We start from the raw sequence: 22,677 nt of genomic DNA on the forward strand, positions 1-22,677 counted from the left end.
CACGCTGAAAACCCTATGCCGCAGCCGAATACCTGGGAAACAGCTATTCAGAGCGATTGACAAGGTCGGATGGTGATTCGGTCAGCCGCGGCGGGCGGCGGCCGTGCCCGCGCGGCGGCCGAAGAAGGTGGCGTCGCCGAGGGAGGTGCCGGAAATGTAGCCGAAGCCGTGCAGGCCATTGGCGGCTCGGCCCGCGGCGAACAGGCCGGGGATGGCGCGGGCGTCGAGGTCGAGGACGTGGCCGTCGAGATCGGTGTGGAGACCGCCGAGGGTGAAGACGGAGGCTCCGGTGCCGCGGCGGTTGCCGGATTCCGAAGGCGGGCGGACCCCGGCCTTGACGTCGATGGCCGCGAAGGGCGCGGTCAAGGGGCGCAGCCAGCGGGAAGATTTGTGGTGGTCGAGATCCTGTCCGCGCGCGGCGAATTCGTTGTAGCGGGCAAGGGTGGCCACCAGCGATCCGGTCGGCAGTCCGGTGAGTGACTCCAATTCCTCCGGAGTCTCGGCGACGTGTGTGGGCCGCACACCCCAGCGCTGCGGTTCCGGCACCTCCTCGAACCCTTCCTCGTCGACGATCACCCAGACGGCGGTGTCGTCCCCCGCCCAGCTGCCGCCCATGTTCTGGCGGTAGAGCGCGTGCTGGCCGATGCGACCCGGGTAGGTGTCCTCGTTGATGAACCGCCGCCCCAGCGCGTTCACCACCATGCCCCGCGCGGCGAGACCGGGAATCAGGGACATGCCGACCTGCCCGGCCGACATGTGACGCACCGCCGCGCCGAGGGCCTGGGCCATGCGAATGCCGGACCCGTCGTCGGTGCCCGCGCTGACCTTGGTGTGGCCCAGCAACTCCGGCGCGTGCGCGGCGAGCATCTCGTCGTCGTCGACGAACCCGCCGGTGGTGAGCACGACGCCGCGCCGGGCATGAATGGTGATCTCCTTGCCGTACTGTCGCGCCACCGCTCCCACCACGCCGCCGTCCTCGGCCACGATCAAGACATGGACATAGGTGTCGAAAAGCGCGGTGGCTCCGGCGGATTCGGCCGCTGCCGACAGGCATTCCATCAGCAGCTTGCCGCCGAAGTCGTTGGCGGTGGGCCGGTGCCCGCGCGGGGCGGGTGCGGCCGATTCGGTGAAGGGCCAACTGTTCTCGCCCAGCCACATGAGCCCGTCGTCGGTGGGCGGCACCCAGGTCGGCGCGTCCCACATGGTCGGCTTGAACGGGACACCGCGGTCGACGAGCCAGTGGAAGTGCTCGACGCTGCCCGCGCAGTACTCCTCGATCTTGGCCGTATCCGCGCCGCTGCCCAGCGCCGCGGTCAGGAAGGCCGCCATGGCCGCCGGGGTGTCGTGGTAGCCGCAGGCCACCTGGATCGGGGTGCCGCCGCCGAGGTAGATCTCGCCGCCCGACATGGCCGACGCGCCGCCCGCGCCGCCGGACCGGTCCACCACCAGCACCTGCGCCCCGGCGTGGGCGGCCTCGAAGGCCGCCGCGGCACCGGCCGCGCCATAGCCGACGACCAGCACATCGGTCTCGATGTCGTAGTGGCTCACCGCACCGGCCGCCCGCGGCCGCACCGAATTCCGCACTGTCATGCCTCGACGGTGCACGCCGTCCACGGGCTTCTTTAGCGCCCCATCTTGGTGAGCGATTCCCCGATCCCGTTGACCGGGACTGCGACCGGTCACCCGACTGCGCACTGGGGATGGTGTGTGAACGGCGTCACTGTGGTTGGGGACGCCTGCACGAGGAGGAGAGTCAATGCGGATTCTGGTCACCGGGGTCACCGAGCCGAGCGGTCGGGCCGTGGCGCGCATGCTGTCGGCGGCGGGCCACGAGGTGGTCGGTCTGGACCGGCAGCGGCACCGCTATGTCGATCCGCGGGTCGCGGTGAGCGTCGGCGACCTGTCCGATGTCCAGGTCTGCGCGCGGGCGGCGGCCGGTGCCGACGCCATCGTCCACCTCGCGGGTCCGGCCATCACGGCGATCGCGAAGGCGGCCGCGGAGTCCGGGGCGCACCTCGTGATTCCCGTTGCGGCGGGCACGGATTCGAGCGTCGAGCAGATCGCGACCCGCTCCGGCGCGGACGTGTTGGTGGTGCGCACCGCCCTGGTGACGGGCCGCCGCATGGACCAGGGCAGTTGGCGGGCCCTGGAAGCGCTGACCGGCGGCAAGGGCAGCATTCAGGTCCTGCACTACGACGACTTCGAGCGTTTCCTGGTGCTGGCGGCCCTGTCCCAGCGCTCCGGCACGGTCGAGCTGGCCGCGCCCGGTGAGGTGTCCGGGGCCGAAGTCAAGCGCATCTTCGCCGAGGCGGGCGTGAAATACAGTGCGTGGCTGCCGAAGTCGTCGATCGCACGAGTTCGGCTCGACTCGTCCGCCGCCCGTCAGGAGTGGGGCTTCCGCTACGGCTGGACCGCCGCCGAGACCATTGCCGATGTGGCGCGCGGCCTGCACGGGCGCAAGTCCGGCGGTTCCGGCATTCGCGACCGCCGCGGCGCGATCCCGCTGCCCACCCACGTGGTACCGCAGAACGCCCCGACCTCCGACGGGTACCCGTTGAGTTCCGCTGCGCCCGAGGGACTTCAGGGCGAGTTCGACGATCTGGTCGACGACCGCATTCCGGTCTACACCGCCACCAATACCTCCGAGGCGCTGCCCGGCCCGCTCACCCCGCTGACCATCGACCTGCAGGCCGGTGCCATCCGCCTCGGCAACGAGGCCATGGGCAATATGATCGCCATCGAGGGAATCGCGTTGGAGCACTGGGTCTCCCGCGTCACCAGCGTGCTCGGCCACCACATGTACATCAACGCCTCCATCGGCGTCTTCTCCGCGCAGAACATGCCCGGCTGGGACGAGGAGAGCGTGCGCCGCGACGTCTACGGCACCATCGGCGATGTCGAACTGCACCCCAAGGGCCGACCGGCCATGCCGACCGGAATGGCCGCCCGCGCGGGCACGTTCAAGGCCATGGGTCGGGTCGCCGCCACCGCGATGAAGTACGCCAAGACCGCCGAGCACATCAATGCCGCCGCGCACGCGGAAGCCCTGACCCGCGACCAGATTTCGGAGCTCACCGACGAGCAGCTGCACGCCCGCGCCCTGCTGTGGCGCGACCGCCTCAATCAGGCGTGGCAGGCGGCGTCGATCGGCGTCATGATGACCGGTGCGGCCACCGCCGCCCACAAGGGCGAGGTCAAGATCGACCCGAACCGCCTGGAATCCGCCAAGACCATGCTGGCCGTGGAGCGGCTGGCGGCCCTGTGCCGCAAGGACGCCGGGCTGCAGGAGGTCGCCAAGAGCGGGGATGTGGCCGCGGCCCGCGAGAAGTCGCCGGAGTTCGGCACGGCCCTGGATCAGGAGCTGGCCCGGATCGGCCATCGCGGACCGGGCGAATGCGAGCTCATCAACGCCACCTTCGGGGACCGCCCCGAACTCTTGGTCACCGCCGCCGGGCGGGCCGCGGAAATGCCCGCGCCACACCGGGAACCGGTGCCCGAGCCGACCGGCCGCACCGCCAAGATGGCCGTCGGCGCGACCGTCTATCGCGAACGCGCCCGCGACGCCGTCGTCCGGGTCACCCACTGCCTGCGCCTGGCCACCCAGGAGCGCGCGGCGCGCCTGGTGAAGGCGGGCAAGCTCACCGAGATCGAAGACTCGGCGTTCCTGAGCCTGGATGAAATCCTCTGGGCCCCGGCCGATCTGAAGGAGCGCGTGGCCCGACGCCGCGCCGAGCGGGCCAAATTCCAGGCCGTGCGCATGCCCGATGTGGTCAATGGCCCGTGGGAACCGGAGGAGGTCTCCGGCGCGATCGCGGTGGGCGACACCATTTCCGGGCTCGGCGTGAGTCCCGGCGTGGTGGAGGGCACCGTCAAGCGCGTCCTGACCCTCGACGACGATATCGAGCCCGGCGACATCCTGGTCGCCGCCGTGACCGACACCGGGCACACCGCCATGTTCGCCTATGCGGGCGCGGTGGTGACCGATATCGGCGGCACCGCCTCCCACGCCGCCATTGTGGCCCGCGAATTCGGGGTGCCGTGCGTGGTCGACACCAAGACCGCCAGCGATGCGCTGAAGGACGGCCAGCGCGTCCGCGTGGATGGCGCGGCCGGAACCATCACCCTGCTCGCCGACGCCGAATAGTCCTCCGCAACACCGAATAGCACTCCGCGACACCGTGATCCGGGCCGGACGCCTGCCGTTCGGCCCCGGATCGGCGTGCCCTCCGGCCGCCGCGCAAGCCCGGACCGACGTACCCCTCCAGGTCGGTCCGTGATCGAAAGGAATACCCCCAGTGACGATTTCGCGCGCCGTGCGCGGCACACTCACCGGTGTAGCCGCCGCGCTCATCGCCCTCATCCCGATCGCCGTGACCCCGGCGCTGGCAGCGCCGAACATCCCGGTGCTGCAGTCGCCCAAGGGCGTGTCGCTGAACCTCCCCGATGCCCCGAATGCCCGTGACCTGGGCGGCATTCCGACCAAGGGCGGTGGCGGCAAGGTCAAGGATGGGTCGGTGTTCCGCGCGGACGCCCTGAACAAGCTCGGCGATGCCGAACAGCAGCAGCTGGTGTCGGCGGGCATCGCGGAGATCATCGACTTCCGCAGCCCCACCGAGCGCGGCCAGAACCCCGACAAGATCCCGGCCTCGATTCCGGAGAAGTCGCTGCCCGTCTACGACCCGAACAATGACTTCTACCTGTTCTTCGCCAAGGCCGTGCAGGGCGGCCCGGCCGTGCAGCAGCAACTCCTCGGCGACGGCAAGGGCAAGCAGTTCATGATCGACTACTACCGGTGGATGGTCACCGATGCCACGGCGCGCTCGCAGTTCGGCGCCGCGCTGAAGGACATCGCCACCGCCAATGGCCCGGTGCTGTTCCACTGCACCGCCGGTAAGGACCGCACCGGCTGGATGTCGGCCATCCTGCTCAGCGCCCTGAACGCGCCCAAGGGCCAGATCTACAACAACTACCTCGAGTCCAACGACAATCTGGCGGCCGCCAACCAGGCGACCCTGGACGGTCTGGTGGCCAAGGGTCTGGTCACCGATCCCTCACTGTTCACCCCGGTCCTCGGCGTGGACCGCGACTACCTCGACGCCTCCTTCGACGCGGTGCAGCAGAGCTTCGGCTCGTTCGACAATTTCCTGTCGCAGGGCCTGGGCATCGACGACGCCACCGTCGCGACGCTGAAGGCCAAGCTGGTCGGCAAGTAGGCCGCGGGCGTTGTACCACGAATGCCGACGTCGCGAATCGGACGACGTCGGCATTCGCTTGTCCTGCCCATGTCCGGGTCGGATCGGGTACGGCCGTGCGAAAATTCGCATGGTGCACGAGATCTGGCAACTGGACGGTCGGCGCACCCGCTCGGTGAGTGCGGAGAACCCCACCGGCGAACCCGGCGGTGGGGGTCGAGCCATTTCCGGGACGGGCGCGTTCGCGGCGGCCGGGCTGGGGCGGGGCTGGAAGGTCTCGCCCTCCATCGATCTGCCACCGGGCGAAACCGCCACGCTCGCCGATGTTTCCGGGCCGGGCGTGATCCGACATCTGTGGCTCACCACCGACCGGACGCTGCTGCGCGACTTCACCCTCCAGATGTATTGGGACGGTGCGCCGGAACCGGCGGTGGCCGTGCCGCTGGGCGACTTCTTCTGCAATGGCTGGGATCAGCTGGCGCTCGTCAATTCCGCCATGGTGGTGGTCGCACCCGCGGGCGGCCTGAACAGCTACTGGCCCATGCCCTTCCACACGCGCGCCGTCATCACCCTGCACAACGGCTCGGAGCGCGCGGCGCCCGTCTACTACCAGATCACCTATCTGGAGGAGGAGTTACCCGACGCCGCCGGGTATCTCCACGCCCGGTGGCGCTGCAGCGACCCGCTGGGCACTCCGGCCGAGCATCCGATCGTCGAAATCGAGGGCGGGCCCGGCCGCTATGCGGGCACCTATCTGGCGGTGCAGCCGCGCGCGGCGGGCTGGTGGGGTGAGGGCGAGCTGAAGTTCTATCTCGACGACGACGCCGAATTCCCGACCGTGTGCGGCACCGGTACCGAGGACTATTTCGGCGGCGCCTGGAATTTCGATCTCGAAGGCGCTTATCGCCCCTACTGTGCCCCCTATCTGGGCATGGCGCAGGTGTTGCCGCCGCACCGAATCTATGAACCGCACCAGCGATTCGGCATGTACCGCTGGCACATTCCCGACCCCATCTGTTTCGAGCACGGCCTGCGGGCCACCGTGCAGGCGCTGGGCTGGCGCGAGGACGGGCACTACCTACCGTTGGACCAGGCCCACGTGGCCTCCACCGCCTTCTGGTATCAGGCCCTCCCCTGATCCCCGATACATCCCCGTGATTTTCGCGTGCGATCCCCTACCCATCCCCGTCATTCCGGCGTGTTTTCGGCCGGAATACAGGTGGATTTCGGCCACAAACATGCCGAAATGACGAGAATGCATTGCTATTGCGTAAAACGCGTCGACCGCGAGTCGCGCGGGTGCATGGTATTGCTATGCGCGCCTTGGTCGTCGAGAAGCCCGGACACTTCTCGGTCGAATCGGTTCCCGATCCCGTACCCGGTTCCGGGGAGGTGCTGGTACAAGTCGACGCGGTCGGCATATGCGGTACCGATATCCATATCGTCGAGGGGGAATTCCCGCCCACGCCCTATCCGATCGTGCCCGGGCACGAATTCGCCGGGGAAGTCGTGGCGCTCGGCCCGGACGCGGCCGGGGTGCGGATCGGCGATCGGGTGGCGGTGGATCCCTCGCTGTTCTGCGGACGCTGCCACTACTGTGCGATCGGGCGCGGCAATCTGTGCGAGAACTGGGGCGCCATCGGCGACACCGTGGATGGCGCGATGGCCGAATACGTGAAGGTGCCCGCCGGGAACTGCTACCGGCTACCCGGGCACATTCCGCCCGCGCACGGCGCGCTGGTGGAACCGCTCTCGTGCGCGGTGCACGGATTCGACCGGCTGCCACGGCAACTCGGCGCGCACTATCTGATCTACGGCGCGGGCACCATGGGGCTGCTCATGCTGCAGCTGGGCATCGCGGCGGGCGCGGCGTCGGTGTCGATGGTGGACACCAATGCCGATCGGCTGGCCATTGCCCGCACCCTGGGCGCGGACGCGGCGACCGTCTCGGCCGACGATCTGGATCGGCCCGAGGGCTGGGAGATCGTGATCGATTGCAGCGGCACGGTGGCCGCCATCGAGGACGGGCTGGCGCGGGTGCGGCGCGGGGGCACCTTCCAGCAGTTCGGGGTGGCGCCCGGCGCGGCGCGGGCGAAGGTCTCCCCGTTCCGGATCTACAACGACGAGATCACCATTGTCGGCTCCATGGCCGTGCTGCACAGCTTCGGGCGGGCCGTGGACCTGTTGGGCGAGGGCGTGATCGACGCCGACACCGTCATCACCCACGACTTCGCCCTCGACGAATTCGACGATGCCCTGCGGACCTTCCGCGCGGGCACCGGACGCAAGATCCAACTGCATCCCGGACGGCGGGCGGCACGATAGACAAGGTAGGGGCCAATGACGGTCGTTGCCGGAGTGGATTCGTCCACACAGTCCTGCAAGATCGTGGTGTGCGACGCGGATACCGGAACGGTATTGCGGCAGCGCCAGATTCCACATCACGACGGGACGGAAGTGCCGCCGCTCATGTGGTGGGAGGCCCTGCGCGCGGCCTGCGATCGCATGATGCGTGATGTGGAGGCCATCGCGGTGGCCGGACAGCAGCACGGGCTGGTGGTGTTGGACGCGGCCGGGCATCCGGTGCGGGACGCGCTGCTGTGGAACGACACTCGGTCGGCGGAGGCGGCGACGCAGCTGGTGAGTGAGCTGGGTGGGCCGCAGGCGTGGGTGGACGCGGTGGGCAGTGTGCCGCTGGCCGCGCACACGGTGGCCAAGCTGCGCTGGTTCGCCGATCACGAACCGGAGTTAGCCGACCGAACGGTTCGCGTGCTGCTACCGCACGACTATCTGACTTGGCAGCTGCGTGGCGGGGATCCGGCCACCGAGCCCACCACCGATCGCGGCGATGCCTCCGGCACCGGATACTGGTCGCCCGCCAACGGGGCGTATCGGCCGGACCTGCTATCGCTGGCCTTCCGCGGCCGCAATCCCGCCCTGCCCCGGGTGCTGGCGCCCGCCGAGATCGCGGGCCACACCCCCGGCGGCCGCCTGGTCGCGGCGGGCACCGGCGACAATGCCGCCGCCGCACTGGGTTTGGGCATAGAGGACGGGGATGTGGTGGTGTCCCTCGGCACCAGCGGCACCGTCTTCACCCGCGCCGCCCGACCCATCGCCGATCCCTCCGGCGCGGTCAATGGCTTCGCCGACGCCACCGGCGCGTTCCTGCCGCTGGTCTGCACCCTCAACGCGGCCCGCGTGCTGGACGCCACCGCTGTCCTGCTCGGCACCGACCTGTCCGGCCTGGAAGTCCTTGCCGCCCAATCCCCCGCGGGCGCGGACGGCCTCACCCTGCTGCCCTATCTGACCGGCGAGCGCACCCCAAATCTCCCGCACGCCACCGGCAGCCTGCACGGCCTGCGCCCGCACACCATGCGCCCGCATCACCTGGCCCGCGCCGCCATCGAGGGCATGCTCTGCAATATCGCCGACGCCCTCGACCGCCTGCCGACGGTGCCGCATCGAATCCTGTTGATCGGCGGCGCATCCCGCTCCCGCCTGATCGCCCACGCCGCCGCCACCATCTTCGGCCGCACGGTCACCGTCCCCAACCCCAGCGAATACGTCGCCCTCGGCGCGGCCCGCCAAGCCGCCTGGGCCCTGCGCGGCGGCCCCCGCCCACCCCGCTGGCCCGCCCCCACCGGCACCGAATTCCACGCCCTGGCAACGGGAATCGGCGCGGCCATCCGCCAGCGCTACACCGAGATCAGAGACACGTACTACCCATAGACGACGGGTCCATCCGACAAGTACTCATCCCACGTGCGCTGCCGGGTGATGTAGTTACGGATGGCGTCGCGGGTGATCTCGTGCTTCGATCGCCCTTCCATCGCCGCCTGCGCGCTCAGCGCAGCTTCTTCGTCCTCGCTGAGCCGCAAAGTCCATGCCACCGGCAAGTCATACCACCTCGAGGTAACGGGATGCGACACAACTGTGAAATTGATGTGTTTCATAGTTCCGATGCGGGGGTGCCCGCGAGGAGGAGGGAGGCCCAGACGACCTTGCCGCCGCCCTTGCGGGGGAAGTAGCCCCAGGAGGTGGACAGGCGGTCGACGAGATGGAGGCCGTAGTAGCGGTGTTCGCCCGCGCGGGGCTCTTGCATGATCGGGGGGTGGGGGTCGGCGTCGGCGACGGAGATGAGGAGGTAGGGGTCTCGGAGTTCCAGGCGGAGGCCGATATCGGGGCTGGCGGGAGCGTAGAGGAAGACGTTGTGGACCAGTTCGGTGGCGACCAGCTGGGCGGGGGCGCGCAGCTGGGGGAGGTTCCAGTCGGCGCAGATCTGGGCGATGAATCGGCGTGCGCGCTGGCTGCATTCGGCCGACATGGGCAGGGTCGTGGTGGCCCGCTGGCGACGCGGCAGGGTGGGGATGGCGCGGCGGGCCGCGGCGAGACTGGTGAAGACGGGCACGAATTGGCCGAGGATGCGCGGCTGGAGCGCGGATCGGTGGACCATGACGACCGGCACGCCGGAATCCTCGCTCAGGCGAATGGCGGCGTTGAGGATGGCCGACATGATCAGCTCCGGAGAGCCATCCAACCGGTCGGTCATGACAATGACCGCGCGCGGTAGCTCCGCCGCCAGCTTCACCACGCTGTCGGCGAAGCGCCCGCAGCTGTCCAGGTCGACCGTGCCCTGCGGCCACGCCACCACCGCATCGTCGGAAGTGGTGACATACCACCTGATTTCCGCATCCAGGTTCATCGTGTGCCCTCACCCCAATTCTCCGCGCCGCACGCGGCATCGGGTACGGGCGTCGGGTGTCTTTTTCGAAGACCCTGGGGCGGTGGCGAATTCGGACGGTCGCGTTCGACTCAGGTCGCGGCTCGGTGTTGTTCGCGGGCCAGGAAGTGGGCGGTGGCCTTGGTGGAGTCGTAGAGGGCGCGGTAGTGGCGGTAGTAGGAGTCGTAGTGGGCGGTGTGGGCGGGGTCCGGGTCGAGGGTGGCGATGATGGGGTTCCACGCCGCGGTGTCGATGCCGACGGACTCGGCGGCGAGCAGGGCGTCACCGAGAGCCGCTCCGACCGTATCGGCCGGGAGTTGTTGGGGCAGACCGGTGATGTCGGAGACGATGCGGGTCCACAGCCCGCCCTTGGTGCCGCCGCCGACCGCGACCAGGCGGGTGGCGTGGGTTCCGGCGGCGGCCATGGCCTCGAGATTGTGGCGCACGCCGTAGCCGATGCCCTCGAGGACCGCGCGGTAGAGCTCGGCGCGCTGGTGGGTGAGGGTGAGCCCGGCGATCATGCCGCGGGCGTTCGGGTCGAACAGCGGAGTGCGTTCCCCGGCGAAGTAGGGCAGCACGAGCAGACCGCGGCTGCCGGGCGGGACGTGGGCGGCCTCGTCGAGGAGTTCGGTGAAATCGCTGCCGGTCAGGGCGCGCAGCCAGTCGGTGACCGCGCCGGAGGTGGCCATTCCGGCCGCGGAAGTGTAGGTGTCGGGCCAGGTTCCGCAGGTGGTCCACAGGCCGGGCTGCGGGTGCGGGGTGGTGAGCACCTGGGTGAGGAACATGGTGGTGCCGTACATGATCATGCAGTCGCCGGGCTCGCGGACACCGACCCCGGCGGCCTCGGCCCAGGCATCGATCGTGCCGGTGGTGACGGGCAGCCCGGCGGGCAGGCCGGTGGCCGCGGCGGCCCGCGCGGTGATGTGGCCGACTATCTCTGTGGGCCAGGACAATTCGGGTAATCGCAGACCGGGGGCGACGGATTCGGCCCAGTCCAGTGCCCAGTCGCGGGCGGTCATGTCGTACATGGGCACGCACTGGCTGGCGGACTGATGGTCCAGGACGTAGCGGCCGGTGAGGCGGTGCACCAGAAACGAACTGGCCATCAACAGCATGCGCGTGGACTGCCACACCCGGGGCTCGTGGCGCATGAGCCAGCGCAGCTTCGGGCCGACGGCCTGACTGGTGAGCGGGGAACCGCAGCGTTCGAGCACGGTGCGCGCGCCCAATTCCGCGTCCAATTCCTCGATTTCGACGCTGGCGCGGGTGTCGACGCCGTAGAGGATGGCGGGGCGCAACGGGTTGCCGTCGGCGTCGGCCGGGAGCAGGCAGGGGCCGATGCCGCTGACCGCGAGCGCGTCGATGGGGTCGCCGTCGGCGGCCGCCACCAATTCGCGGGCGATGGCCACGAAGTCGTTCCACCACACGGCCTCCGCGTCGTGTTCCACCCAGCCCGGACGTGGTGTCGAAACCCGGTGCGGGCGTTCGGCTCTCATGGCGACCAGGCCCGCGTGGTCGACCAGGACGCCCTTGGATCCGGAGGTGCCGATGTCGATGCCGAGGAGCATGTCAACTCGCCCTGGTGAATTCGTCCAGGGTGACCCCCAGCAGGTCGCAGGCCGCGCGCGCGGTGGCGCGGTGATCGCCCGGCACGGCGTGAATGTGGTTGGCCCCGAACCGGGACAGGAAGTCACCGGCCTCGGCGTCGAGGCGGGCGAAGGCGTGTGGCCACTCCCAGGTGGACTGTTTCATGAGCGACTCGTTGGTGGCCTGGTCGTAGGTCTCGAACTCGCCGAGCATCAACTGCATTCGGTAGGAACCGTTTCGGCGGGTGAGGCGGGCCAGGGTCATCTGCCCGGGCGCGGCGAGGTGGTGCACCGACGCGCCACCGGCGGGGAAGAAGAACACCTCCGGGTACAAGTGCACGCGGGCCAGATTCTCCGCCGGATCCGCGCTGCGGGCGGCGAACCAGGTGGCGTGCTGGCCGGAGTTGCACAGATCCCAGATGTCGCGATCGGCGTGATAGTGGCGGACGTCGGCGAAAAGCACGGGGGTGTCGGCGATTCGGTGCAGCAGTTGCATGGTGAGCGCGCCGTCCATATCGGCCTCGGTGGCGCAGATGTGCGGCTGTTTGGGGCCGTTCCAGTCGTAGGGGTCGTTGAGGAAGGCCTCGGTGATGTCCATGGTCGCGAAATACTGGGTGAGTTCCGGCTGGCCCTTGATGCCGGAGAAGTCCAGATGCCATTCGGCGATCAGATCGCGCATGGCCAGATAGGAGCGGATCTGTCTTTCCAGCAGCTCGGGGGTGAGCTTGCGGCCGTCGTAGTGCACCCCGGCGGCATTGCGCTCCAACCATTCTCGCGCGGCTCTGGCCTCACTCGGGTCGGCGAGTTCGGCGCGGCGCACGATCTCCCACTGATCGATCTCCTCGACATCGACGCCGAAGACGCGCTGCCATTGATCGGTGTTCGCGACGGCGGTGTTCATGCCCATGGGCCGACCGCCCAGGCGACCGAAGGTGCTGCCGCGCAGGCTGGCCACCGCCGCCGCGGCGCTGGCCCGCTCGCCGATGGCCGCGATGAGTTCCGGATCGGCGGGATCGCCCCAGAGTCGGGCATGGGCGCGTCCGATTTGATCGAGCGCGCCGCCCGCGGCCAGCATGCCGACCATGCCCGGCTGGACCGGATCGATATTCGACAGCAGCAGTAGCGGACTGGTGAGGGCACCGGCGGCGAGCATGGTGAAGTGCGGGAACGCCCACACCGCGTAGTGCAGCACGGTCAGATCCACCTCGGCGGCCGCCACCTGCCGGGCCACCGCCACGGCCCGGTCATTGCCGCCGACGGGTTCCATCCCGCGAATCACGGTGTGCCCGGCGGCGGTCAGCTCGCTGACGAGCCGATCCTCCGCCGCCCGAATGAATCCGACAATGCCGCCGTGCACATAGTCGCGGCCGTCGGAAAGACTGATCACGCCGATTCGGGCCATTGCCTGCCTCCCCACGGTGGGTGGACTCTCGACTTCCGTCCAGAATCCCAGTGCGGACCGCACGCCACGCCCGAAATGGAATTATCGGTCAGGGCGGGAAGGTCAAGGGGGCCAGGGCGACTCCGCCCTGGCCCCAGCCCGCGCGGGTGATCCAGAGGGTGCCGTCGTGGACGATCACTTCGGCGGCATGGGCGGGAATGTGCCCCACGCGGTCGGACGTGTCGAAGTGAAAAGGGTTGTCACTGCGGAAGATCTCGGTGCCTACATACTCGGGGCGGGGGCCGATCAGCAGATACCAGTCGCCGTCGTGCCGGAAGACAAAAGGGGACTCCGTATTGCCCGCGCCGGTGCCGGTGGTCGGATCCGTGTAGGCGATGCGGCGGGCGCTCCAGTGCACCAGATCGCGGCTCGTGCGGTAGGCGACGACATGATTGCCGCCCGCGGGAGTGCTGGTGGCGCAGTAATACATCACCCACTTGTCACCCATGCGCAGCACCATGGGGTCGCGGGCCTCGTAACCGTCGTAGAAGACCGGGCTGTCCGGATGCCGAGTCCAGCAGAACAGGTCGGTCGAGGTGGCCAGCCCCATACCCGTCGCGGTGAGATCGGTTCCGCCGCCGTCGTAGAACATGAGGTAGCGGTCGCCGTCGCGGACCACGAACGGAGCCCACAGGTGGGTCTCGCCTCGATCCGGGTCCACCGTCAAGACCGACGGATGCTTGGTCCACGGCCCGTGCAGGTCCTCGGCGGTCGCGTGTGCGAACTCCGACTCGTCGAGCGGGTCGGCGGGCTCGGGATGGGTGATGCCGAACAGATGCCAGCGGCCGTCCGCGGCCCGGATCACGGTGTGGTCGTTGATGTACCAGGGTTCTCCCGGCTCGCTCGGGTCGTAGATGTGCCGGAAATCGCCCGCCGCGACGTGCCCGTCCATTCGCCCTCTCCATCTAGGACATATTCTGTCCTAGTCGTTGTCGACAATGGGTTCATGCCGGAAATTTCGCTGAGGACTCTAAACCGCACGCTGCTGTTGCGGCAGAAGTTGAACGAACGGGTGTCCATGCCCGCCGCCGACCTCGTCCGTCACCTCGTCGCGGTCCAGGCGCAAGAGCCCAACTGGCCCTACATCGGTCTGTGGACCCGGCTCACCGATTTCCGCCGCGACGAGCTGGAATCGCTGCTGCGCGATCGAACCATTGTGCGCGCCACCATGATTCGGCGCACCGTCCACCTCGCCGACGGCGCGGACTACCGCTGGCTCTACCCGACGGTCCGCGCGGCCGTCGAGCCCGCGCTGCGCTCGCCCTACTTCCGCGATTCTCTCGAGGGCTTGAATATCGACGAATTCTCCACGGCGGGAAGAGAATTGCTGGCCGGGCGCATCCTCTCCCGCCGCGAACTGGGCAGGCTGCTGACCGAACGCTTCCCTCACCGCGAGGCGCGTGCCCTGGTCTACGCGCTCGGCGTCCTGCACCCGCTGCTGCACGATGCCCAGTCCGGCGCGTGGGGCGCGTGGCGCGGCCGTTCCGTCTCGGTCGCCCTAGCCGAGGAGTTCCTCGGCGCACCCCTGGCCGACACGCCCCAGCCCGACACCCTGATCCGCCGCTACCTGGCCGCCTACGGCCCCGCCACCGCCGCCGACATCCAGGAATTCGCGGGCGTCACCCGCCTCGCCGAGGTGCTGACCCGCCTCCGCCCCGACCTCCGCATCCTCCACGACGAATCCGGCCGCGAACTCTTCGACCTCCCCGACGCCCCCCTCGCCTCCCCCGACCTCCCAGCCCCCGTCCGCTTCCTCCCCGCTTTCGACAACTCCTGCCTCGCCCACCGCGACCGCCGTCGGATCATCGGCGACGAGGACCGCCGCCGCATCGCCAAAATCGCCTCGGGCGGCGTCCCCTTCTACCTCGTAGACGGATTCGTCCACGGCCGCTGGGACCTCGACGGCTCCACCATTCGAGTAACCCCCTGGCATCCCCTCTCCAAGGCCGCCGAGAAGGCCGTCCGCGCCGAAGCCGAACACCTCCTGCCAGCAATCTCACCCCACGAAGACGGCAAGATCATCATCGAAACGCGCTGATCAGACACTCTTCAAGACCACCACGACTCCGACACCGCTGGCTCAGTGGGGTTTTCGGGTGGAGTGGAGTAGGTCTTTGTTGAGGTGGGCGATGACGTTTTGGGGGATTTCCTTGGGGCAGGCGAGGGTGCATTCGCCGGTGTTGGTGCAGCCGCCGAAGCCTAGGTCGTCGTGGGTTTCGAGCATGTTGGTGACGCGGGAGTAGCGTTCGGGTTGACCTTGGGGGAGGAGGCCGAGGTGGGTGATCTTGGCGGCGGTGAAGAGCATGGCGGAGCCGTTGGGGCAGGCGGCCACGCAGGCGCCGCAGCCTATGCATTCGGCGGCCTGGAAGGCGTTGTCGGCGTCCGGTTTCGGCACCGGGAGGGCGTGGGCGTCGGGGGCGGTGCCGGTGGGGGCGGTGATGTAGCCGCCCGCTTGGATGATCTTGTCGAAGGCGGAGCGGTCGACCACCAGATCCTTGATGACGGGGAAAGGTCGTGCGCGCCAGGGTTCTACGGTGATGGTGTCGCCGTCGGAGAATTTGCGCATGTGGAGTTGGCAGGTGGTGGTGCCCTTTTCGGGGCCGTGCGGGGTCCCGTCGATGACGAGGGAGCACATGCCGCAGATGCCCTCGCGGCAATCGTGGTCGAAGGCGATGGGTTCCTCGCCCGCAGCGGTCAGCCGCTCATTGAGGACGTCGAGCATCTCCAGAAACGACGCGTCCGGCGAGATCTCCACCGGGTAGTCGACGAGCCTGCCCCGGTCGCGAGCGTCGCGCTGACGCCAAATACGCAGTGTGAGTTTCATTTTCGACTCTCCCTCACTTGTAGGACCGGGTGCTGGGCTGGACGTACTCGTAGCGCAGCGCCTCCTTATGTAGCGTGGGCGGCCCACCGCCGTTCCATTCCCAGGCGGCGACATAGGAGAAGTTCTCGTCGTCGCGCCGCGCCTCGCCGTCCTCGGTCTGCGATTCGGCGCGGAAGTGGCCGCCTGCGGATTCGGTGCGATGCAGGGCGTCGATGACCATGAGTTCGGCCAACTCCAGAAAGTCGGCCACCCGACCCGCCCGCTCCAGCGACTGATTGAGGTCGTCCCCGGACCCCGGCACGTTCACCCGCTCCCAAAACTCCTGGCGCAGAGCGGGAATCAGAGCCAGCGCCTTGCGCAGACCCGCGTCGGTGCGTTCCATACCGCAGTACTCCCACATGATGTGGCCCAGTTCGCGATGGAAGGAGTCCACGGTGCGGTCGCCGCGGATCGAGAGCAGGCGATCGATCCGCGCGGTCACCCGGTGCTCGGCGGCCGCGATCGCCTCGGCCGGAACCGCCCCGACCGGCCCCCGGGCCAGGTAGTCGCCGAGCGTCGTCGGAAGCACGAAATACCCGTCGGCCAGGCCCTGCATGAGCGCCGAGGCACCCAGCCGATTCGCGCCGTGATCGGAGAAATTGGCCTCGCCGATCACGAACAACCCCGGAATCGTGGACCGCAGATCGTAATCCACCCACAGCCCGCCCATGGTGTAGTGCACGGCCGGGAAGATGCGCATGGGCGTCTCGTACGGGTTCTCGCCCGTGATCCGCTCGTACATCGTGAACAGGTTGCCGTACTTGGCTTTCACCGCTTCCACGCCAAGCCGCTCGATCGCGTCGGCGAAATCGAGATACACACCGAGCCCGCCCGGACCGACGCCGCGCCCTTCGTCGCAGACGTTCTTGGCCGCGCGGGAGGCGATGTCACGCGGGACCAGATTGCCGAACGCCGGGTAGATGCGCTCGAGGTAGTAGTCGCGTTCGTCCTCGGGAATGTCACCGGGATTACGGTGGTCACCAACGTTTTTCGGCACCCACACCCGACCGTCGTTGCGCAGCGACTCCGACATAAGCGTCAGCTTCGACTGGTGTTCGCCCGAGACCGGGATGCAGGTCGGATGAATCTGGGTGAAGCACGGATTGGCGAAATACGCGCCGTGCTTGTGCGCCCGCCAGGCGGCGGTGACATTAGAGCCCATGGCATTGGTCGACAGGAAATAGACATTCCCGTACCCGCCGGAGGCCAGCACCACGGCGTCGCCGGTGTAGGAGCGGATCGCGCCGGTGATCAGGTCGCGCACCACCACGCCCCGCGCCACCCCGTCGACCATGATCAGGTCGAGCATCTCGTGGCGGGCATGCAATTCCACGGTGCCCGCGTCGACCTGACGCATGAGCGCCTGATACGCGCCCAGCAGCAACTGCTGCCCGGTCTGCCCCCGGGCATAGAAGGTGCGCGAGACCTGCGCGCCGCCGAAGGACCGGTTGTCGAGCAGCCCGCCGTACTCCCGTGCGAACGGAACACCTTGCGCCACACACTGATCGATGATCTGGGTGGAGATCTCCGCCAGCCGGTGCACATTCGACTCCCGGGAGCGATAGTCGCCGCCCTTGACCGTGTCGTAGAACAGCCGGTGCACGCTGTCCCCGTCATTGCGGTAGTTCTTGGCGGCATTGATCCCGCCCTGCGCGGCAATCGAATGCGCCCGGCGCGGCGAGTCCTGGAAACAGAACTGGATGACGCGATAGCCCTGCTCCCCCAGGGTCGCCCCGGCCGAGCCACCGGCCAGACCGGTCCCGATCACGATGACCGTCTTCTTGCGCTTGTTGGCCGGATTGACCAGCTTGGCCTCGAATTTGCGGGTGGTCCAGCGGTCGGCGATCGGACCACTCGGCGCGGCGGTGTCGGCGATCGGCTCGCCAATGCTGAAAAGACTGTCGTTCATGGCTATTTCACCCATCCGAGAGAGACGGCGGTCGGAACGGAAAGGAAACCGGTGACCAAGACGGTCGAGACGGCGGCCGCGAGCAGGTCGTAACGACGCGCGCCGCCGCTGGCGGTCAAGCCCAAAGTCTGTGCGGCACTGCGGATACCGTGCCGCAGGTGCACGCCGACCAAGACCACGGCGGCGACGTAGAACAGGGTGATGTACCAGTGCGACGGCGCGAAGTCGGCGACCACCTTCGCATACGGGGTGGCCCGGCCGCCGCGAGGATTCACCGCCCCGAACGTCAGATCCAACAGATGCCAGACCACGAACAGGGCGATGACGACCCCGCCCCAGCGCATGGTGTGCACCGCGTAGCCGTGCGCATGCGACTTCCGACCGGCCGCGTACCGGACCGGCCGAGCCCGGCGCGCCGTGCGGGCCAACGACACCGCCGACCACATGTGCAGGACCACACTCACCCCGAGCACGACTTCGACGGCCGTCAGCACCCCCCGTCGCGGCACCGCGGGCGAACCGACCGTCCGGAGCCAGTCGGCGTAATGGTCGAACTCGGCCGCGCCCAGAAAGATCTTCAGATTTCCGATCATGTGGGCGATGAGGTACAGCACGAGAATGCCCCCGGTCACCGCCATCACGGCCTTCTTGCCCACCGTGGTGCGGTAGAGCTCGGGTAATGCGACAGCCATGAGCGGACGGTAGATCCGCGCGCCCGGGCCGGTCCAAGTCCGCTTGGATCTGGTCTCCATGGCCCGCGTCTATGGACCGAGCTGGGACCGGGATTACTACCGCGAGTAGTGAATTCGCGGCGTGAAGGATGTCACACGCCACGTCACATCGACTGTGATCATTCGCTCGGAATCGGAAAACCCGCAGTTCAGAGTCCTAGGCTGGCGACCGTGCAGTTGCAGCAGTTGTCCTATTTCCTGGCGGTGGCACGAACCCAGCACTTCACCCGGGCCGCCGATGCGCTGGGCGTCGCCCAGCCGTCGCTCTCCAAGCAGATTCGGGTGCTCGAGACCGAGCTCGGCGCGCCGCTGTTCAGCCGGGCCCGCGGCAATATCACGCTGACTCCGGCCGGTGAGGCGCTGCTCCCGCTGGCCAATCGGATTCTCGCCGATGTGGATACCGCGCGGCTCGAGGTCCAAGAGCTGGTGGGACTGCGACACGGTCGGGTCCGGCTCGGCGCGACGCCCTCGCTGTGTTCCGGACTGCTGGGCGATGCGCTGCGCCACTACCACGACGCCTACCCGGGGATCCGGCTGCTGGTCGAGGAGGGTGGGTCGCGCGATCTGATCCGCCAATTGACCAGGGGTGAACTGGATTTGGCGCTGGTGATCCTGCCGCTGCCCGAGGACACTCCCCTCGCGACCACTCCGATCCTGCGCGACGACCTGGTGGTCGCCACCCGCCGCGACGACGCCACACTGCACGGCCGGACCTCCCTGCGAGTCACCGATCTGCGGGACCGACCCTTGGTCATGTTCCGGCAGGGCTACGACCTGCGTGAGACCACCATCGCCGCGTTTCGGGCGGCCGGATTCGAACCCCGCTTCGCCGTCGAGGGCGGCGAGATGGACGCGGTCCTTCGCTTCGTGGAGGTGGGGCTGGGAGTGGCGGTGGTGCCGAGCACCGTGCTGGCCGGGCGGCCTATGCTCCAAGGTATTCCGCTGTCCGATGCGACCGGCGGCACGGCGCGAATCGCGCACGGCCTGCACCGGACGGTCGCGCTCGCGCACCGCAAGGATGTCGCCCCGACCCATGCGGCCGGGGCGTTTCGCGCGACCCTGGAGGGCTTTCTGCGCGCGGCGGCGGTGGACGGCGGCCTTCCGGTCGGTGTCGAGTCGCTGATCGGAGGCTAGCCGACCAGGGTGTCCCGGAGCTGTTCCAGTTCGGTCTCCGAAAGACCCTGGGTGAGCAGCCATTTCGCGGCACCGCCGTGATCCGCGTACAGGTTGTCGAGGAACCGCAGCATGACGTCGGCCGTCACCGCCAGGATGCCGGTATTCGCCTGCGGCAGGCCCGCGTAGGACGGCAGCGCGTCGAGGCGGTCGCGGACGCGCCGCATGCGCTCATTGGTCAGCGCGTAGTCGTCGGCGATGAATTCGGCCGGGACGCCCACCGCGTCCAGGAGGACCGCGGCGAGAACGCCGGTCCGGTCCTTGCCCGCGGCGCAATGGAACAGCACCGCCCGACGGTCCGGGTCGATGATCAGCCGGACGGCCTCGACAATGTGCTCACCACTGCCCGCCAGCAGCTGACCGTACAGCGCGGTGAGATCGACCCGCGTCTTGTCCGGCACGAGATCCCGTGCCGCCAAGGAGGATTGGGGCGATTTGCGGATGGGCAGATTGGCGATGTGGAGATCCGCGTCGCCGATCAGCCCGTAGCCCTCCCGCTCCACCTCGTCGGGCAGCCGCAGATCGATGACCGTGCGCAGACCCACCTTCACCATCAAGTGCGAGAGATCCTCGCAGGTGGCCTGCTGCAGCGTGGAGGAGCGCAGGACCACACCGAAACGAGTGGTGCCGCCGCCGGTTACGGGCAGCCCACCCAGATCCCGGACGTTGTCGATCTGGGCGAAGTCGATCCAGCGGTTCGGCATCGAATCAGTGGGCACGACCGGCCGCCGCCTCTTCCGCGCGGGTCAGGCCGCACAGGCCGATGAGGTCTTCGTGCAGCTCGAACCAGACGGTGTGATAGCTGTCCATGATGGGCCGGGCCACATAGCTGTGGTCGCCCTCGGCTATGCGCTCGATCGCCCGATCGAGGCGGTCCAGGTAGCGGGACAGGCGAGGAGCCAACACGCCCAGGCGGCCGACGAGCGGACGCAGATTCCGGTGAGTGTCGTTGAGACGGGCCAGGACTCCCGCGTCGTAGTCGGCATCGGCGTGATCGTTGACCGTGGCCGCGTCCTTCATCTGCCAGTCGGTGATGATGACCTTGAGGTCGGCGTTGAAGACACAGAACTCGTCATAGGCGGCGGTCATGGCGGCGGCGTCGACGGTCCGGCGCTCCTCGGCGAGCAGCTGCAAGAGACGGGGACGGCCCTCGGGAGTGAGGCGGAAACCGGCCGGGGTGGTCGCGCAGTAGCCCGCGGTCACCAAACCCTCACAGCAGGCGCTGATTTCGCTGACATCGGCGAACAGGCTGGTGGCCAGATTGTCGGCATTCACCCGACCCTTGATGCCCACCAGCCGCAGCACGGCCAGCTCGGTGACGGGGGCGGCGACGGAAACCTCTTCCTGTTCAACGCTTTCGGGTATCCGGCGCTCGAGACGATCGGCCAGCTCGTCGCTCTCCACACCCGCCCACCGCGCCAGCTGCGCGACCTCCTCGAGCACGGCCTGTTCGACCGGCTTGGCGGTGACCTCGCCGCGCAGCACCAGTCCGGCACCGCCATCGACGGTCACGATCGTGCCCGCGAGCGCCTCGACCACGCCCGGACCGCAGCCGACCACGCACGGGCGGCCGAGCTCACGGCTCACCAGCGCGGCATGCGACGTGGTGCCGCCCAATTCGGTGACAATGGCCCGCGCGGCGATCATGCCGTGCAGATCGTCCGGGCTGGTGGTGGGACGGACCAGAATCACGTCCTCGCCCGCCTCCGCCCGCGCCTCCGCCTCTTCGGGGTCGGTGACGACGACACCGGAAGCCAGTCCGGGACAGGCGGATTCGCCGCGCGCGACGGGCTCGCGACCGTCGGAGTCACCCGAGGCCGGGCGCAGCACCTCGCGCACCTGCTCGGCGGTGACCCGATCCAGGGCCTCGTCGGCGCCGATCAGTCCCTCCTCGACCATGGCGACCGCGGCCCGCACCGCCGCCCGCGCCGACCGCTTGGCCGGACGCGACTGCAGCAGCCACAGCGTCCCGGATTCGACGGTGAACTCCACATCCTGGATGTCCCGGCCATCGCGCTCGAGCAGCTGCGCCGCGGCGATGAGCCGCTCGTGCACCGCGGGCTGGGTGGCGGCCAGGTCATCGAGGGGACGCGGGGTCAGGCGGCCCGACACCACGTCCTCGCCCTGCCCGCCGACCAGCCACTCGCCGTACACCGGGCCGTCGCCGGTATTGGGATTGCGGGTGAAAAGCACTCCGGTGCCCGATGATTCGTCGAGATTGCCGAATACCATGGCCTGCACGGTGACCGCGGTCCCGAGGGTGTCGGGCACACCGCGATTGGCGCGATAGGTCTTGGCGCGCGCGGAATCCCAGGACCGGAACACCGCCTCGACCGCACCGCGCAGCTGCTCCCACGGATCGACCGGCACGACGCCGTTCGCGTCACTGAGCACGGTCTCCCGATACTGGTGCACGAACCGCTCCCGCGTGTCCCGCGCATACTCCGGATTGCCGGTCTCCTCGGCCAACGCCCGCTGCACCGCATCGGTCATGCCGAGGTTGAGAACGGTATCCATCATGCCCGGCATGGAAATGGCCGCACCGGATCGCACCGACACCAGCAGCGGCCGCTCCGCCGCCCCGAACCGCCGCCCGGTCCCCCGCTCGATCCCGGCGATCCCGTCCCGCACCCGCGCCCAGATCTCCTCGGCAATGACCCCGCGCCGCGTGAAATCGGCCCACCCGTCGGTTGTGATGACGAACGCGGGCGGCACCGGCAACCCCAGCGCCCGCATGTGGTCGACGCTCCACGCCTTGCCACCGATCTTCTCCCGCGACAGCCCACACGCACCGTCGAGTTCGACAACGGTCACCGCAGCCGCCGCACTATCCATATGCCGCGCCAACTCCATTCCGGCCGTCATGTCACTCCTCCGAGATCGAGAATCCATCCGCCCTCCAGCGCTCCGCCGCCGCTCCCGCAGCCTGCCGGGCAACATCCCGTACCCCCACGGGACCACTCCATCGAGCGTGCCGCGTGACCGCTCCCACACCCAACTTCCATCCCGATCAGCGGAACGTTGTGCGTTCGCAGCCCTGCACGTGGCACGCCCGGTCAGCG

The 22,677-nt window shown here is 68.7% G+C and carries 18 protein-coding genes; 7 read left to right on the plus strand and 11 right to left on the minus strand.

Annotated elements, in window-relative coordinates; all coding sequences use genetic code 11:
- Positions 1 to 81: 81 nt before the first annotated feature.
- Complete coding sequence (locus VMT40_RS12050) at positions 82 to 1,590, minus strand: FAD-dependent oxidoreductase (protein WP_326358055.1); 1,509 nt, start codon at positions 1,588 to 1,590, stop codon at positions 82 to 84.
- 166 nt (positions 1,591 to 1,756) lie between these two features.
- Between VMT40_RS12050 and VMT40_RS12055 the strand changes: the two genes are divergently transcribed.
- From VMT40_RS12055 to xylB, 5 genes are all read left to right on the plus strand, one after another.
- Positions 1,757 to 4,144 carry a PEP-utilizing enzyme gene (locus VMT40_RS12055; RefSeq protein ID WP_326358056.1) on the plus strand — a complete coding sequence of 796 codons (2,388 nt, stop codon included), beginning with the start codon at positions 1,757 to 1,759 and terminating at the stop codon, positions 4,142 to 4,144.
- A 151-nt stretch (positions 4,145 to 4,295) separates the two neighbouring features.
- On the plus strand, positions 4,296 to 5,213 hold the full coding sequence (locus tag VMT40_RS12060; protein ID WP_326358057.1) for a tyrosine-protein phosphatase: 918 nt from the start codon (positions 4,296 to 4,298) through the stop codon (positions 5,211 to 5,213).
- Between the two features lie 112 nt (positions 5,214 to 5,325).
- Positions 5,326 to 6,330 (plus strand): glycoside hydrolase family 172 protein, encoded by a 1,005-nt coding sequence (locus tag VMT40_RS12065; RefSeq protein ID WP_326358058.1) that lies wholly within the window; start codon positions 5,326 to 5,328, stop codon positions 6,328 to 6,330.
- Between the two features lie 176 nt (positions 6,331 to 6,506).
- Positions 6,507 to 7,517 (plus strand): zinc-dependent alcohol dehydrogenase family protein, encoded by a 1,011-nt coding sequence (locus tag VMT40_RS12070; RefSeq protein WP_326358059.1) that lies wholly within the window; start codon positions 6,507 to 6,509, stop codon positions 7,515 to 7,517.
- Positions 7,518 to 7,532: 15 nt separating this feature from the next.
- Positions 7,533 to 8,921, plus strand: coding sequence for a xylulokinase (xylB, locus tag VMT40_RS12075; RefSeq protein WP_326358060.1), 1,389 nt, complete (start codon positions 7,533 to 7,535; stop codon positions 8,919 to 8,921).
- Here the strand turns inward: xylB and VMT40_RS12080 are convergent.
- The 5 genes from VMT40_RS12080 to VMT40_RS12100 form a co-directional block, all read right to left on the minus strand.
- Positions 8,912 to 9,145: a CopG family transcriptional regulator gene (locus VMT40_RS12080; protein WP_326358061.1), complete on the minus strand. Its 234-nt coding sequence runs from the start codon at positions 9,143 to 9,145 to the stop codon at positions 8,912 to 8,914. The genes xylB and VMT40_RS12080 overlap by 10 nt on opposite strands.
- On the minus strand, positions 9,142 to 9,894 hold the full coding sequence (locus VMT40_RS12085; protein ID WP_326358062.1) for an ATP-binding protein: 753 nt from the start codon (positions 9,892 to 9,894) through the stop codon (positions 9,142 to 9,144). Before VMT40_RS12085 ends, VMT40_RS12080 begins: the two co-directional genes overlap by 4 nt.
- Before the next feature lie 110 nt (positions 9,895 to 10,004).
- A complete protein-coding gene (locus VMT40_RS12090) occupies positions 10,005 to 11,480 on the minus strand; it encodes an FGGY-family carbohydrate kinase (protein ID WP_326358063.1) in 1,476 nt (491 codons plus the stop codon).
- A 1-nt stretch (position 11,481) separates the two neighbouring features.
- Complete coding sequence (locus tag VMT40_RS12095; RefSeq protein ID WP_326358064.1) at positions 11,482 to 12,900, minus strand: L-fucose/L-arabinose isomerase family protein; 1,419 nt, start codon at positions 12,898 to 12,900, stop codon at positions 11,482 to 11,484.
- 88 nt (positions 12,901 to 12,988) lie between these two features.
- Complete coding sequence (locus VMT40_RS12100; protein WP_326358065.1) at positions 12,989 to 13,831, minus strand: glycosyl hydrolase family 32; 843 nt, start codon at positions 13,829 to 13,831, stop codon at positions 12,989 to 12,991.
- Positions 13,832 to 13,885: 54 nt separating this feature from the next.
- Here VMT40_RS12100 and VMT40_RS12105 point away from each other — a divergent pair, with 54 nt between their 5' ends.
- On the plus strand, positions 13,886 to 14,977 hold the full coding sequence (locus tag VMT40_RS12105; protein WP_326358066.1) for a winged helix DNA-binding domain-containing protein: 1,092 nt from the start codon (positions 13,886 to 13,888) through the stop codon (positions 14,975 to 14,977).
- A gap of 42 nt (positions 14,978 to 15,019) precedes the next feature.
- Here VMT40_RS12105 and VMT40_RS12110 read toward each other — a convergent pair whose 3' ends face one another.
- The 3 genes from VMT40_RS12110 to VMT40_RS12120 are packed head-to-tail and all read right to left on the minus strand — an operon-like array spanning position 15,020 to position 18,403.
- Positions 15,020 to 15,763 (minus strand): succinate dehydrogenase/fumarate reductase iron-sulfur subunit, encoded by a 744-nt coding sequence (locus VMT40_RS12110; RefSeq protein WP_326358067.1) that lies wholly within the window; start codon positions 15,761 to 15,763, stop codon positions 15,020 to 15,022.
- Between the two features lie 13 nt (positions 15,764 to 15,776).
- A complete protein-coding gene (locus tag VMT40_RS12115) occupies positions 15,777 to 17,711 on the minus strand; it encodes a fumarate reductase/succinate dehydrogenase flavoprotein subunit (RefSeq protein WP_326358068.1) in 1,935 nt (644 codons plus the stop codon).
- Between the two features lie 2 nt (positions 17,712 to 17,713).
- Entirely contained in the window at positions 17,714 to 18,403 is a 690-nt protein-coding gene (locus VMT40_RS12120; RefSeq protein ID WP_326358069.1) for a succinate dehydrogenase cytochrome b subunit, read from the minus strand.
- Between the two features lie 210 nt (positions 18,404 to 18,613).
- On the opposite strand from VMT40_RS12120, the gene VMT40_RS12125 reads away from it, so the two are divergent.
- On the plus strand, positions 18,614 to 19,576 hold the full coding sequence (locus tag VMT40_RS12125; protein WP_326358070.1) for a LysR family transcriptional regulator: 963 nt from the start codon (positions 18,614 to 18,616) through the stop codon (positions 19,574 to 19,576).
- On the opposite strand, the gene VMT40_RS12130 is transcribed toward VMT40_RS12125, so the two are convergent.
- Together VMT40_RS12130 and VMT40_RS12135 are read right to left on the minus strand one after the other, a co-directional pair.
- Positions 19,573 to 20,334, minus strand: a complete 762-nt coding sequence (locus VMT40_RS12130) for a tyrosine-protein phosphatase (RefSeq protein ID WP_326358071.1) — start codon at positions 20,332 to 20,334, stop codon at positions 19,573 to 19,575. The genes VMT40_RS12125 and VMT40_RS12130 overlap by 4 nt on opposite strands.
- Positions 20,324 to 22,480 (minus strand): pyruvate, phosphate dikinase, encoded by a 2,157-nt coding sequence (locus VMT40_RS12135; protein ID WP_326358072.1) that lies wholly within the window; start codon positions 22,478 to 22,480, stop codon positions 20,324 to 20,326. Before VMT40_RS12135 ends, VMT40_RS12130 begins: the two co-directional genes overlap by 11 nt.
- Positions 22,481 to 22,677: the final 197 nt, after the last annotated feature.

Origin of the sequence: Nocardia sp. CDC160 (genome assembly GCF_035818795.1) — a bacterium.
Classification (GTDB): domain Bacteria; phylum Actinomycetota; class Actinomycetes; order Mycobacteriales; family Mycobacteriaceae; genus Nocardia.

Bases quoted from the DNA above. Each gene is read 5' to 3' on its own strand.
- VMT40_RS12090 (WP_326358063.1), bottom strand. From the start codon at position 11,480: ATGCTCCTCGGCATCGACATCGGCACCTCCGGATCCAAGGGCGTCCTG.
- VMT40_RS12050 (WP_326358055.1), bottom strand. From the start codon at position 1,590: ATGACAGTGCGGAATTCGGTGCGGCCGCGGGCGGCCGGTGCGGTGAGC.
- VMT40_RS12095 (WP_326358064.1), bottom strand. From the start codon at position 12,900: ATGGCCCGAATCGGCGTGATCAGTCTTTCCGACGGCCGCGACTATGTG.
- VMT40_RS12080 (WP_326358061.1), bottom strand. From the start codon at position 9,145: ATGAAACACATCAATTTCACAGTTGTGTCGCATCCCGTTACCTCGAGG.
- VMT40_RS12115 (WP_326358068.1), bottom strand. From the start codon at position 17,711: ATGAACGACAGTCTTTTCAGCATTGGCGAGCCGATCGCCGACACCGCC.
- VMT40_RS12105 (WP_326358066.1), top strand. From the start codon at position 13,886: ATGCCGGAAATTTCGCTGAGGACTCTAAACCGCACGCTGCTGTTGCGG.
- VMT40_RS12135 (WP_326358072.1), bottom strand. From the start codon at position 22,480: ATGACGGCCGGAATGGAGTTGGCGCGGCATATGGATAGTGCGGCGGCT.
- VMT40_RS12110 (WP_326358067.1), bottom strand. From the start codon at position 15,763: ATGAAACTCACACTGCGTATTTGGCGTCAGCGCGACGCTCGCGACCGG.
- VMT40_RS12070 (WP_326358059.1), top strand. From the start codon at position 6,507: ATGCGCGCCTTGGTCGTCGAGAAGCCCGGACACTTCTCGGTCGAATCG.
- xylB (WP_326358060.1), top strand. From the start codon at position 7,533: ATGACGGTCGTTGCCGGAGTGGATTCGTCCACACAGTCCTGCAAGATC.
- VMT40_RS12085 (WP_326358062.1), bottom strand. From the start codon at position 9,894: ATGAACCTGGATGCGGAAATCAGGTGGTATGTCACCACTTCCGACGAT.
- VMT40_RS12120 (WP_326358069.1), bottom strand. From the start codon at position 18,403: ATGGCTGTCGCATTACCCGAGCTCTACCGCACCACGGTGGGCAAGAAG.
- VMT40_RS12055 (WP_326358056.1), top strand. From the start codon at position 1,757: ATGCGGATTCTGGTCACCGGGGTCACCGAGCCGAGCGGTCGGGCCGTG.
- VMT40_RS12100 (WP_326358065.1), bottom strand. From the start codon at position 13,831: ATGGACGGGCACGTCGCGGCGGGCGATTTCCGGCACATCTACGACCCG.